Consider the following 13,477-nt stretch of genomic DNA (forward strand, 5'->3'; position numbering starts at 1 on the left):
CCGGGGGCGGGAATCGCGCACTCCATATTTTGTTCACAAATGAATAGAACCCTCAGTTGCTTCACTGAGGCCGCATTCGAAGCAGCAGCTTCTGATATTGGCGATGACCAGCTGGTTTATAGGTGTTAAGGCATCGGTCATCTCTGGAGCGCCACTTTACTCCAAAAGCATGAGCTATTTGTTTCCCGTCGGTAAAAGGTGGGTTTTGTTCGCCAAGCGTTCTTATATATAGAGAAGTTCGGGTTCGAACCCGTGCACCGTCAACTAAAAAGCGACCAGCCGGAGCCGATCGCTTTCTATTCTATGCTGGAGCATCCAGAGGGTGCTTGCGAACTCATTTTCTCGCTGCCATTCATGCTTTCGAAGCATCGTTTGACCTCCGCGGCCTCATGTTTTGAGGATCTGCCGTGTTTATCACTGTTATCCATGAGTGTGTGGAAGTGATCCTCATACAGATACATGCAATCCGCCAGAAAACTGAGAAGCATCTTTCTGCAGCCCTCGTTGTCTATCCTCGCATCTCTCAGGTCTTCCTGAAATTCACAAGCAGTCTTAGGGTCAATTTGTTTCTGCTTTCAGAGACTTGTTTGAGAGTTTTTAAAGACAGTTCAAAACAATAAGTGAGACACCATAAAGCAGAGCAAGATGTGCCGGATAGAAAATGTAGAAGAAGTATTTCAGCCTCAGCCCTCGCTTGCCATTATAAAAATTGATAAGCAGCAACGAAACAACCGCGGCAGCAACATCAGGATTAAGTACATTAGCCGCAGCAAGCTCAAATCCGCCGCCAACTATATGGCATGACGAAAGGAGCACTGCGCATACTGCAGCAAAGAACATCTTGCCCTTGCTGTCGTGGAATAAATAGAATGCAGCCACAAGCAGAATGCCATACACACCGCCATCTAGTTTAGTGTATTCAGCTGCCAGTGCTGTCAAAACAATCAGAGCAATTTCTGCGATGCATCTCTTCCATTTTGAAAGGCTTCGTATCTTTTCCAGAATAATCAAAAAGACCAAGGAAAGCAGGAGCTCACACATAACATTTTGTTGCCGGAGGTCGAATAGTTGCCCGGTTTGAACGAAATCGTATATGGGCTCCGCAATGATTGCGAAGACAAGCATATTTCGCAGGTACTTCTTTATGTCATGAGTATGCAAAAATCCCTCAACTATCAAAAAGCAAAATATGGGAAATGCAATTCTGCCAAGAACATGAAGCACATCCGAAGCCTCGCTTAGAATCGCCCACTGTTCGTCTGATATCTGACTGTACGATGCGTGAGTCATAATTCCATTGGTCAGGACGATCCTGCTTACATGATCGAGAACCATCGAAATGGCTGCTATTATCTTTAATGTGCTGCCGTTAATTCCGTATCTATCTGTTTTCATTTCGTTTTCCTTTCTTTGGGTGGGCCGTCAGGGGTTCAGCCTGCTCCGCAGGCTGCCGCTGCGGCGCTTTCGCGCCTTGCGCGCTGCGCTGGCAAACGCTCACGCGTTTCCTCAGCTCCGCGCCCTTTCGGGTTCGAACCCATGTCGCGGCAACAAAAAAGCGGCCGGCATCCGCCAGTCGCTTTTCTATTCTATGGTGGGCCGTCAGGGGTTCGAACCCTGGACCTTGGGATTAAAAGTCCCCTGCTCTGCCAGCTGAGCTAACGGCCCGCGGGTGGCATTGTACCACGGTCTGGGACTATTCCCAACTCCATTGGCCGTTCTGGAAAATCACAACTTCACGTCCATCAGGCGTAATGCCCGTAATATCGATATCGTCCGTGCCGATCATAAAATCGACGTGCGTGCTCGAGACGTTAACGCCATGCTCCAGGAGCTCCTCCTTGGACATGTCATACCCACCCTCGATGCATTCGGGGAAACCGACACCCAACGCGAGATGGCAGCTGGCGTTCTCATCATAGAGCGTGTCATAGAACAGAACGCCACTTTCACGGATCGGAGTGTTCTTGGAGATGAGCGCGACCTCGCCCAGACGAGCGGCGCCTTCGTCGGTGTCAATGATGCTCGCAAGCGTCGCCTTGCCCACGCGGGCATCGTAGTCCACTACGCGGCCGGCCTCGAACTTAATCCAAAAATCATCAACCTTGTTACCGTGGTGAATGAGCGGCATGGCCGAGTACACGATACCGTCGGCGCGCATACGATCAGGCGAGGTGAAGACTTCCTCGGTGGGAATGTTGGGGAAGAATGGGTGCCCATCGGGCGTCTCGCCCTTGCCGCCGGCCCACTCGTGACCTTTCGTCATGCCAATCGTCAGATCGGTTCCATTTGCCGAGGTGTAATGCAGGTAGTCGAAACGATTGTCGTTCAGGAAACGCAGATTCTTTTCGAATGCGGCGTCATGGAGTTCCCAGTCGCTCTCCGGGTCCTGGCCATCGGCACGAGCGGTGTGCAGAATCGCATTCCATAGTTTATAGATCGCAACCTCATCCGCATCGCCCGAGAACACCTCGCGAGCCCAGGCAACGACCGGCGCGCCGGCGATGCACCACGGGTTGATGTTGTAGTCCAGCCCACGGCGGAAGACCTTGCACTGCGTATTCCTTGCCTTGGAAGCCGCGGCGGGCTTGGCGGGGTCAATGCCCTTCAGAGCCGCTGGGTCCGCACCCTCGATAAAGATAAAGCAGGCACCGTCCTGGGCCAGGGAATCCAACTGCAGGCGCTTCCACTCGGGCGTCTGCTCAAAATAGCTTTTATCGACATGCTCGTACGTGAGCCTTGTCACGGCGTCATCGGCCCAAATGACTGTCACGTGACCGGCACCGGCGGCATAAGCCTCCGCGACCACCACGCGGGCAAATGGCGCGCACTCGACCGGAGACTGAACGACAACCTCCTGGCCGGGCTTGACGTTTACGCCCTTGCGGACAACCAGACGCGCATAGTTTTTAATCTTGGGCTCCAGGGCCTTCATGCCCTCCAGAGCTTCTTCGACCGTCAGGGCAGCTCGAATCATGTGCCACTCCATCTATCTATAGAACAGTAAAAAGGCGCGCCGCAAAAACGACGCGCCTTATATCTTAGCGATAAGTATGCATGCAAACGCTACTTCTTCTTGGAGTCCTTCTTGTCCTCCTCGGCAGCCGAGCGCTCGATAAGGGCGTTGAGCTTGTTCTCGGACATGCCCTCGGCCTGCGTGCGGTACATGTTGCGCAGGGGACGAATACGAACGAAGTCGTAGATGAAGTCACCCAAAATGACGACGTAGGACAAAACAATGCCGACCATCTGGACAGGGCTGGACACCATGCCAGCGGGAGCGAAGTACAGCGAAGCCCAAATGGCCACGACGAGCACCATGCCGATAGTGAGCACGGCCCACCAGATGCGGCGGCGCTTGGTGTAGTCCTCATCCTGCTTGAGAAGGATATTCGACACCGTGTAGATGCGATCCTCCTTGGCGCGCTGCTTAGCCTTGCGGGCGCGCTTCTCCTCTTTAGAGAGGCCCTCGAGGTTCTCGCCCTTCTCGAGCTCTTTGCGGCGTGCCTTAGACGAAGCCGGCACGACGCGGACAGAGCTCGCTGCCTGACGGGCGGGCTTGGCGGATGCAGCGGACTTGCGCGCAACCCCGGTAACCTCGTGGGATTGCGTGCGCTTGTTCGTGGCGCTACGGGTACTCACTTATGCGTTCTCCTTCATGCTTGTGAACTGGGAGCCCGTGATGATCTGGAAGGCCTCGCGATAGCGCTCGGACGTGCCATCGATGACCTCGGCGGGCAGATGCGGGGTCTCCCCCGTCATATCCCAGTTGGCTTTGAGCCAATTGCGGACGAATTGCTTGTCGTAGCTGGGCTGAATCTTGCCCTCCTCGTAGCTGGCGGCAGGCCAGAAACGGCTGGAGTCGGGCGTGAGGCACTCGTCGATCAGCGTAACCTTGCCATCGATGACACCGAACTCGAACTTGGTGTCGGCAATGATGATGCCACGGGTCGCTGCATACTCGGCGGCAGCCTTGTAGATCTTGAGGGAAAGGTCGCGAATCTGCGTGGCGATGTCCTCGCCCACGATCTCGCAGCAACGCTCGAACGAGATGTTCTCGTCGTGGTCACCGATCTCGGCCTTCGTGGACGGCGTGAACAGCGGCTCGGGAAGCTTGGAAGCCTCGGTCAGGCCCTCAGGCAGCTGGATGCCGCAGACGGTGCCGTTCTCGTCGTAGGTCTTCTTGCCCGAACCGGTCAGATAGCCGCGGACGATACACTCGATAGGAATCGTCTGGGCCTTCTTAACCAGCATGGCGCGGCCGGCGAGGTAGTCACGATACTCAGCAAACTCCTCGGGGAAATCCGCCGGGTCGATGGAAACGAGATGGTTGGGGACGATGTCGGCAAACTTATCAAACCAGAATGCCGAGATGCGGTTGAGCACCTCTCCCTTAAACGGAATCTCGTCGGGAAGAATGAAGTCGAACGCAGAAATGCGGTCGGTGGCGACCATCAGCAGGTTTTCACCGGCATCGTAGATATCACGAACCTTGCCACGGGAATCCGGACGACGCTCCATCGTTGTCACGTGAGTCACTCCTTACCAAAATACGACAGTAATGCGGGTTCTTTCCCGCACGTTTTCGCAAACTCGGAGCGGCAGGGACGAAACCCCTCCTTCACCGAATAGCGAAAAGCTAGTGCTCCATTGTAGTAGATGCCGCGTCCGCCGTGTGCTCGCGAGGCAGATGAATCGTAAAAGTCGTACCCTTTCCAAGCTCCGACTCCACGGAAATGTAGCCATGATGGCGCTCGACGATTTGTTTAGTCACGGCGAGGCCCACGCCCAGGCCACCCGCCTCGCGGGCGCGACTGGCGTCGGCACGCCAAAAACGACCAAAGATGCGCGACAGATCGTCCTTGGCAATACCGATGCCGGTATCCGAAACGGCAATACTGACATGCTTGCGGTCACTGAGCACCGACACCACGACCCAACCGCCCTCGGGGGTGTAGCGCATGGCGTTGCTCATGAGATTGATGACGCACTGCGTGATCATGTCGGGATCGGCCTCGACGACATCGTCGTGACCCTGGGTTTCATCTGCAAAGCGCAAGCGCAGATCGCGGTCAACAAACAGGCGCTCCTGAGCGTTGACGATGGAACGCACGAAGGGAACCATGTCCACCGGCTCAAGGTTGAGCGGCGCTGTGCTGTTTTCCATGCGCGATAGATCGAGCATCTGCTGCACCAGACGGGCCAGGCGACGTGTCTCGGATGCAACGGTTTCCAGATGCTCGTCGTCGGTGGGATACACCCCATCCTGCATGGCTTCGACTGTCGCGAGCATGGCCATAAGCGGAGTACGAAGTTCGTGAGCCACGTCTGAGGTCAGGCGCTTCTCGTGTTTCATATCCTTCTCGAGCGAAGTGGCCATCTCATCGAAGGTCTCACCCAGCTGATCAATCTCGTCATCACCGCGCAAACCAGTACGAGCGGACAGATCGCCATCGCGAATTTGCTTGGCCGTGCTCGTAATACGATGAATCGGCTTGGTGAGCATGCGCGACACGAGCGATCCGATAACGACCGAAATGCAGATTGCAACAACCGCGGCGAGGGCCATGGCGTTAAAGGTCTTCTCTCTGAATGCTGAGTCTGCCTTGGTGAGCAGGGCATCGGAGCCAATCGCCCACAATTTGACCTGACCCACGTGCTCGCCGGAGGACGTCACGATCTCAACGTTGGCAACACTATTGGAATCGGTGGGAGCAGACGAGACTGGGCTGTGCGATGCCTTCTTTCCGCTCGTACCGTCGGTCGTCGCCTGATTTTCGCGCACATCGGCAGTAGCGCTTGCCGAGGGCCACGAGTCGTCGTAGACGATGACGCCCTTTTTATTGACAACCTGCATGCCAAGATCGTCGGACACCAAGCTCGATGTCGCGACCGCACGCAACTCCCCCGCGGTCCAATTGCCGTTTTCCTCGTACGACGTCGCAAGCTTTTCGGCTGCGGAATTGGCGATTTCGACAATATTGGAGCGCGTGTAATCCGTAAAAACCGTGCCCCACACAACGGAGACAACGCCCACCAGCACCAGTACCGTCATGAGCGATGTCAGGGCAAAAGCCAGGGCCATGCGCGAGGGATAGCTCATCGTTGGCCGTGAATCGGAACGAGGCGTGTTCCAACTAGCCTTGGAACCCGCCTCGTTCTCCTGCTTATGCTTTTGCCCGATTTCAAAGCGCGCAGGTGTCATATGTGATTTCCTTTATTTCTCGTCCGACTTATCGGTCTTGGTCGGAGCCTCGAAGCGGTAGCCGACACCGTGGACGGTGTAAAGCCACTTGGGCTTCTTGGGGTCGTCGCCCAGCTTGGCGCGAAGGTTCTTCACGTGGCTGTCGATGGTGCGCTCGTAACCCTCAAAGTCGTAGCCGAGCACTTTCTCGACCAACTCCATGCGGTTGTAGACGCGGCCGGGGTGACGGGCAAGCGTGGTGAGCAGCTTGAACTCGGAAGCCGTCAGGTCGACTTCCTTGCCCTCGACCAAAATCTTGTGGCCCGAGATGTCAATGACCAGATCGCCAAAGTCGAGCACCTCGACGGCCGGCTCATCGGCCTGGTGGGCACGGCGGAACAAGGCGCGTACGCGCGCGACAAGCTCGCGCGGCGAGAACGGCTTGATCAGGTAGTCGTCGGCTCCGAGCTCGAGGCCGATAATACGGTCCTCGATCTCGCCCTTGGCCGTCAGCATAATGATGGGGACATCCGAGGTGTCGCGAATGGTGCGGCAAACGCGCTCGCCGGGAATCTTGGGGAGCATAAGGTCGAGCACAACCAGGTCGAACTGGTGCTTCTCGAACTCCTCGATCGCAGACTGGCCGTCGCCGACGCCAACAACCCAGTAGCCCTCGCGCTCGAGATAGGCAGCGACGGCGTCACGGATTGCCTTCTCGTCCTCGACCAGCAGAATCTTTTTTGCATCTGAAGCCATAACACGGCCCCCCTGTCTCAATTAGCTAAGAACAAGCTCATTTTAACGCACCTGAGCCCACCGGGTATCGCATGGACGCGACAGCTCGGCGGGCGGTACTCATAGTCACAACGCGTTTATTCCCCTGTCGACGCCTTTTTAACCCCTCGGAGACTAAAGAGAGAACAGGCGAGCGGTAACCGTCTCGGGAATTCCCTGGCTGTTACGCACCGTTGCGTACGTTAAGAACGAGTTCGATTTACCCGCCGTAGCAGGATAATCGCCATACTCCAAGGCTCGGTCGGGCGACAGAAGCGAGCCGTAGGTCTTGGCCGAAGTGTCAATCAAAAAATGCGACGCCTGAACTTTAACCAGGTATTTATTTTTCCTTCCCGCAGCGCACGCGAGCGGCTCACGCGAAAGGAAGAGGTACGGCCCACCCCCGTTACCGATATAGGTGCCCATATTGCCCAGGCTACCCACACCGCTATACGTCGCCTCAATGGAGAACACGAAGGTGTCGCCCATATACACGGCCTCGAAAGGCGAAACCGACGAAGGAAGCACCAGCTGAGCTCGCTTCGTGTTGTTGCCGTCAGTCAGGTCGATCGCCGTCATACCGTAATAGACGCCCTCATCATTGTGCACGCGGGGCGAGATGGTCAGGATGCCGTCGCTCACACGCGGGGCGGATGCGAAGCGCCCTGTCGACTTCCAAATAGTCTCAGGCTTGGACTCGCTGGGCGACTGACGGTAGCAGTACGAATCGTTACTCGTCTTGCTGCCGCCGGACGAGGGCATCTTATACCAGATGACCGACGACCCATACGCTGTGAAGAGCGGCGGATCGTAGTTTTCGCCACCGCGGTCGAGCTCGACAGCGTTGCCGGTAAGGGAGGAGCCTGCAAGGTTTTGCGCATAGAGTTTCCAAGACGCATTGGCAAAGTTCATCTCGACCCACGCGAACACGCCATCACCCGCGCGAACGTCGTAAAACGCATAACCGGTTCCCTCAACGGGATCCTCGATAAGTGTGGTAAGCGAGCCATCGCCCAAGTTGAGCACACCAAGCGTATTGGCATGCAGGGCAGAAGCAGGCGCCATCATCGCGGCAGCATAGTCGCCATCGCAGTAGTACAGCAGCGTGCCCAGCGGCAGCGTCCACGAGGCCGCGGGCTCAAGATCGATATCGACAGCTTCGTACTCATCAGTGATCGAGACAATCTTCGAATCGTCCTTGATAACCTGTGGCTCGCCAGCGGCGTCGTCGCTGGTACCCGTTTTCTTTGAGCATCCGGCAAGCACCGTGGCAGCGCCCGCGGCAGCCCCTCCGAGCACAAAGCCGCGGCGCGATATTCCGTTCTTGACGTGGTCGGCGATACTCATTAGGCGATCTCGGCGCGAGCGGCCTCGATAGCGCGCGTGAGCTGATCGGCGCAAGAAGTCTTTTTCATACCGCAGGTATTACCAGCGAGAACCTCGATGACGCGATCGGCAGGAGCACCCTCGACCAGCTTAGAGATAGCCTTGAGATTGCCGTTGCAGCCACCGGTAAACTCGACGCCCACCACCTTGTTGCCGTCATCGGACAGGTCAAGGTGGATATTGCGAGTGCATACGCCCTGAGGCTTGTAATCAAAACTAATCATTGCGTTCCCCTCTCGTAAAGCAATTTCAGACGTCTATTATCCCCGTCCGAACCGATAAAGTATCGCGGGCACCGATTCAACATTCCCCAATGCGCAAACCGGCGGTAGCAATACTAGCAATCTGCTTCCCGAGCGTGGACTTTTCGTTTCTCTTGATACATGTTGTGGTCAGCGATGTGGTAAATCTCGGTCAGTGTATAACCGGGTGCCTCTGCCGTCGCGACGCCAAACGACGCACTGACTGTCAGCATCTCATCGCTCGCAGCAGCAAGGCTGAGGCGAAGATCTTGCACTACCTCACATGCGGATTCGCGATCGGTGTGAGGGCAAATCAGCAAGAACTCGTCGCCACCAATGCGCATAGGCACAAACTTCTCGCCTGCCGTTCGCCTCAATACAGACGCCATACGCCGTAGCAGCTCATCGCCCATTTCGTGACCGTAGAGATCGTTGGTACGCTTGAGGAAATTGCAGTCCATCATGATCACACTCACGGGCAGGGAATCGTTCACCAGGTCGTCGCCAAGGGACTCAAGGTAATTTCTATTGCGAAGTCCCGTCAGCTTATCCTGGAAAGAAAGCTCCTCGGCGCGCTTTATCATCGAGATGTTATGCGCCGCCACGACGACCGACTCCAGTCGACCCTGCTCATCGCGGCGCTGTGGAACAACCTGCAGCGAATACCACGTACCTCGGCAGTCTCGTACCTCGGCATCCAAGTACGGCATGCCCTCCATACGATCCTGAAGCGTCTTTATATCTAAGAGCTCCATGACCGCCTCGCGACTTTCGGGACTCACAATGTCTCGGCAAACCGTTGCAAAAAAGTCATATGCCTCGGCGTGCTCGGCAAATATCTTCGCCACCGATGGCGACATGTTAATCCCCTCGATCTCGAGCGTGTCGAGATGCAACAGGAGGGTCGACTCATACGTGGAACTGATGGCATTGATGATGCCGAGCTGCTTGTCCTTTTCGGCCAAATTGCGACGATCGGCGACGATACGCACCAACAGCACTACAACCAAAAACACCAGGAACGCCAGCACGCCGACAGCGATAAATGAAATCCTGCCCGACATGACCTCGGATTTGGGATAGAGCGCAAACAGGCGATAGTCCTCATACGCCGCACGCACGGCATACCATTCGTCTCCTCGATATTCGATGCGCGTCAGGCCGTCGTCTTTCCACTCAACTCCTACGCTGGTGAGGAGTCGGGCGAGCGACACGTCAGCATCGGCACTGTTGGATGAGACAATCTCCGCATCCTCCATAACAAGCACCGTGGGACCCTGGTGGAAGGTACTGTTCGAAAGCACGTCGGCTATGGCATATGAATAGTCGTCCGCCGTATCGGAAACAAGTGAGCGGTATGCCAGGGCAACGCCGTCGCCATACGGAACAGCACAGACGGCAAAAACGACACCACGGCGCTCATCGACAGTTGAGTAGGTCACTTTGGAACCTTGATACATCGATGCGACCGGCGAACAGGCCAACTCATCTCGCCACAACATAAGCGGATCGCGACCATCGATGTCGTAGTGGGCAACCATATGGCCATCGGAGTCCATGACCATCAGCCCCGAAAGGTTCTCGGCATGGACAAATCGCTCGATAAGATCGTCGTTAACCTCAACGCGATCAGAGGACAGGAACGTCGCAAACGATTCGACCGCGGCGAGCAAATCGTGCGTCGCCTCGGTTTTTCTCCCCTGTTCGTAGCGGTCATATTTTTCGCAAGCGTTCTCCAAAAACACCATGGTTTCTTGGCCAAACCCAAGCGTTTTTTCGAGGCAGCGATGGGTTCCAACCGTATACAACAGGCCTAACAAGACGGCGCTGACAATAACGCTGGCAGCTATGACGTTCAGAGTCTTTCGACTCAAGCGGTGCTCATCAGTTGTCATGAATTTCCTCCTTGCCCGCCCGTCGTCGCTCCTGTCTTGTAATTGCCCACAATACGGTCAATCGTGCCATCTCGATCCATGTCGAACAGCGCGGTATTGAGATCCTTTACGACCGATCCTTCATAGCTGTCATCAAACGCGACGCCCAGGTCAACCGTCATAACATTGTCGGCAAACACACGGTAAACGCCGGGATACTGAGCAACGAGTCGGTCAAGCGACTGGACATCCGCCATCCAGCAGTCAACGTACCCTTTGACTAGAGCGGCTTTGCAGAGTTCGGCAGAGCCATATGATTTGATTTGAACGTCCGACGAGACCCCCAGATCCCCCGCAAGCAATCGGCGTTCACTCACCGAACCCGCAATCACCGCAATGGTCTTACTTCCATCGAGATGTGCCAAGGACTTGATGCCACTCGTTTTCTTGGCGGCAACCGAGACCGTCACGGTTAGATACGGCTCGGTCCAGTAATACTTATCCTCGCGATAACAGGGAGAATAGTCACACCACAGGCAATCGATATCACCGTTTTTGAGCAGCCGGTCGCGATCGTTCCAGTCAATATCGACAAACTGTGGCTTGAGCCCCGCACGCTTGCAGGCCTCGCGGGCGATGTCGATATCGATACCGGCGTAATCACCCGTGGTATCGACATACACATAGGGGTCGTTATCCGTAACGCCGATTTTGAGCACCGGGAGATCTCTATCGGCTTCATTCGAGGAGGAAGAACTGCTTCGAACGGTATACGTCAGGGCGCCCGCACAGACGGCAACAAGGAGTATGAGCGTAAACGAGACGATGGTGGCCCGCTTGATGCGTCTGGGCACGTGCCCCCTTTCATCGAAACAGCAGTCGGAGTTCATTTTATTACCCGGGCGCATATGCGACAGTAAAAAAAGCGCCTCGCCCAAGACGGGCAAGGCGCCAAAGGTTGAAATGCATCCGCAAGCGGTCGAATTAGGTTAACCCTACTCGAAGCTCAGCTGCTCCAGGCGATCGAAGACCGTATCGATGCGGGTGAGGAAGTCCCACGGATCAAAAATCTCGTCGAGCTTCTCCTGGCTGACGGTGCAGCGCGGATCGGCCTCGAGACGCTCCTTAAAGGTGGGGCCAGAGACACAATCCTGCACCTCGTGCCAGGTGGCCATGGCGTTCTCCTGCACAATGGCGTACGCATCCTCGCGGGTGATACCCGTATCGACGAGGGCAAGCAGGACCTTGGAGGAGAAGATGAGGCCGCGGGTCTTGTTGAGATTGGCCATCATGCGGGCCGGATACAGCTGCAGGCCGTCGATAACGCGAATGAGGCACTGGAACATATGGTCAAGCGCGATGAAGCTATCGGCCTGGGCGACACGCTCGGCGGAAGAGTGCGAAATGTCGCGCTCGTGCCACAGGGCGACGTTGTCGAAGGCGACCTGGGCGTTGGACTTCACGACGCGCGACAGACCGCAGACCTTCTCCATGGTGATGGGGTTGCGCTTGTGCGGCATGGCGGAGCTGCCCTTTTGGCCCTTGCGGAAGGGCTCCTCGGCCTCGAGTGTATCGGTCTTCTGCAGGTTGCGGACCTCGGTCGCGATGCGCTCGCAGGTGGCCGCTGTAGTGGCAAGCACGCCGGCAAGATAGGCGTGGTGATCGCGGCTGATGACCTGCGTGGACAGCGGGTCGTGAACCAGACCCAGGTGCTCACAGACGTACTCCTCGACGAACGGCTCGATGGAGCTGTAGGTGCCGACGGCACCGGAGATGGCACCGAAGGCAACGTTCTTGCGAGCATCCTCAAGACGATCAAGGTCGCGCTTGAGTTCCCATGCCCAAGAGCCAAACTTCATGCCGAAGGTCATCGGCTCAGCATGGATGCCATGGGTGCGTCCGGCGCAGAGCGTATTGCGCTCCTCGAAGGCGCGGCGCTTGCAGATCACGCCGAGCTTCTTGACGTCCTCGATAATCAGGTCACACGCCTGAGTAAGCTGATAGCACAGAGCAGTATCACCCAGGTCGGAGCTGGTCATACCGTAGTGAACCCAGCGACTAGGCTTGGGCTCGCCCTCGGGAACATCGGCGTCGATATATTCCTTCATGTTGGTCAGGAAGGCGATGACATCGTGGCGCGTGACCTCCTCGATCTCATCGACCTTCGCCTTCTCAAAGTTGGCATGGTCGCGGATCCACTGGGCTTCGTCTTTAGAAATGCCGATCTTGCCGAGCTCCGCCTGGGCCTCGCAGGCCAGAACCTCGATCTCCTGCCAAATGGCATACTTGTTCTCGAGGGAGAAGATATGTCCCATCTCCGGGCGGGTATAGCGATCGATCATAGCGGCTCCTTTTTGGTTATTGGCACGTTGGTCGTAACTCAACCATTGTACCGTGCGCGGGTGCGAGTATGGGCAGCAGGCATTAACCTAACATTTTGGAATTGGAGCGGGCAACGGGACGTCCGCGTATTTGCTTCGCAAATCCGCACCGGCTGCGGTCGACAAACCTGGGTCCGGGGAGACGCGGGGGCGAAACCGGTCGAATCTGTCGTTCCCGAAATCGACCTCGGCTGATGGAGCGGGCAACGGGACGTCCGCGTATTTGCTTCGCAAATCCGCACCGGCTGCGGTCGATCTCCTCGGATTCACGGAGACGATGGGGAAGACTTTGTTGAATTGGCCGTCCCAAGGTCTCCCGCGCTCGATGGAGCGGGCAACGGGACGTCCGCGTATTTGCTTCGCAAATCCGCACCGGCTGCGGTCGCCTATCGGCGACCTTGCCTGCTCGCTATAAACGCTTCGCGTTTATTTAACGCTCGCACCCTGTCGGGTTCGAGTCCCGGCACTTTATTGAAGAAGGCACAGTAACGAAACGTTACCGTGCCTGAAATTCGAATGGAGCGGGCAACGGGACTCGAACCCGCGAGTGTCAGCTTGGGAAGCTGATGCCTTACCACTTGGCGATGCCCGCATATGTGGGGGATAGTATAACGCGGTTGTCTTGTTCGATACAAGGGT

11 protein-coding genes and 2 tRNA genes are annotated in these 13,477 nt (G+C 56.3%); all 13 read right to left on the reverse strand.

Annotation, left to right across the window (positions count from 1 at the left end; translation table 11 throughout):
- Positions 1-597: 597 nt before the first annotated feature.
- Positions 598-1,395, reverse strand: coding sequence for a TraX family protein (locus DW899_RS08410; RefSeq protein ID WP_117800641.1), 798 nt, complete (start codon positions 1,393-1,395; stop codon positions 598-600).
- A gap of 194 nt (positions 1,396-1,589) precedes the next feature.
- Positions 1,590-1,665, reverse strand: a tRNA-Lys gene (locus tag DW899_RS08415).
- Between the two features lie 28 nt (positions 1,666-1,693).
- A complete protein-coding gene (locus DW899_RS08420; RefSeq protein ID WP_117800643.1) occupies positions 1,694-2,974 on the reverse strand; it encodes an aminopeptidase in 1,281 nt (426 codons plus the stop codon).
- 89 nt (positions 2,975-3,063) lie between these two features.
- Positions 3,064-3,639, reverse strand: coding sequence for a hypothetical protein (locus DW899_RS08425; RefSeq protein ID WP_055251296.1), 576 nt, complete (start codon positions 3,637-3,639; stop codon positions 3,064-3,066).
- Complete coding sequence (locus tag DW899_RS08430; protein ID WP_035136481.1) at positions 3,640-4,518, reverse strand: phosphoribosylaminoimidazolesuccinocarboxamide synthase; 879 nt, start codon at positions 4,516-4,518, stop codon at positions 3,640-3,642. It abuts the gene before it with no gap.
- Positions 4,519-4,636: 118 nt separating this feature from the next.
- Positions 4,637-6,202: a HAMP domain-containing sensor histidine kinase gene (locus DW899_RS08435; protein WP_117800645.1), complete on the reverse strand. Its 1,566-nt coding sequence runs from the start codon at positions 6,200-6,202 to the stop codon at positions 4,637-4,639.
- Positions 6,203-6,214: 12 nt separating this feature from the next.
- Positions 6,215-6,937 (reverse strand): response regulator transcription factor, encoded by a 723-nt coding sequence (locus tag DW899_RS08440; protein ID WP_117735814.1) that lies wholly within the window; start codon positions 6,935-6,937, stop codon positions 6,215-6,217.
- Positions 6,938-7,090: 153 nt separating this feature from the next.
- A complete protein-coding gene (locus DW899_RS08445; protein ID WP_117800647.1) occupies positions 7,091-8,302 on the reverse strand; it encodes a twin-arginine translocation signal domain-containing protein in 1,212 nt (403 codons plus the stop codon).
- Complete coding sequence (locus DW899_RS08450) at positions 8,302-8,565, reverse strand: TIGR03905 family TSCPD domain-containing protein (RefSeq protein WP_117735816.1); 264 nt, start codon at positions 8,563-8,565, stop codon at positions 8,302-8,304. Before DW899_RS08450 ends, DW899_RS08445 begins: the two co-directional genes overlap by 1 nt.
- Positions 8,566-8,678: 113 nt before the next feature.
- Positions 8,679-10,478 carry a diguanylate cyclase gene (locus tag DW899_RS08455; RefSeq protein WP_117800649.1) on the reverse strand — a complete coding sequence of 600 codons (1,800 nt, stop codon included), beginning with the start codon at positions 10,476-10,478 and terminating at the stop codon, positions 8,679-8,681.
- Complete coding sequence (locus DW899_RS08460) at positions 10,475-11,311, reverse strand: ABC transporter substrate-binding protein (protein WP_158551316.1); 837 nt, start codon at positions 11,309-11,311, stop codon at positions 10,475-10,477. The genes DW899_RS08455 and DW899_RS08460 overlap by 4 nt, the downstream gene beginning before the upstream one ends.
- 141 nt (positions 11,312-11,452) lie before the next feature.
- Positions 11,453-12,799 (reverse strand): adenylosuccinate lyase, encoded by a 1,347-nt coding sequence (gene purB, locus DW899_RS08465; RefSeq protein ID WP_117640633.1) that lies wholly within the window; start codon positions 12,797-12,799, stop codon positions 11,453-11,455.
- 556 nt (positions 12,800-13,355) lie between these two features.
- Positions 13,356-13,430: transfer RNA gene (locus DW899_RS08470), tRNA-Gly, on the reverse strand.
- Positions 13,431-13,477 lie beyond the last annotated feature (47 nt).

Origin of the sequence: Collinsella sp. AM41-2BH, assembly GCF_003468085.1 — a bacterium.
Lineage (GTDB): Bacteria > Actinomycetota > Coriobacteriia > Coriobacteriales > Coriobacteriaceae > Collinsella.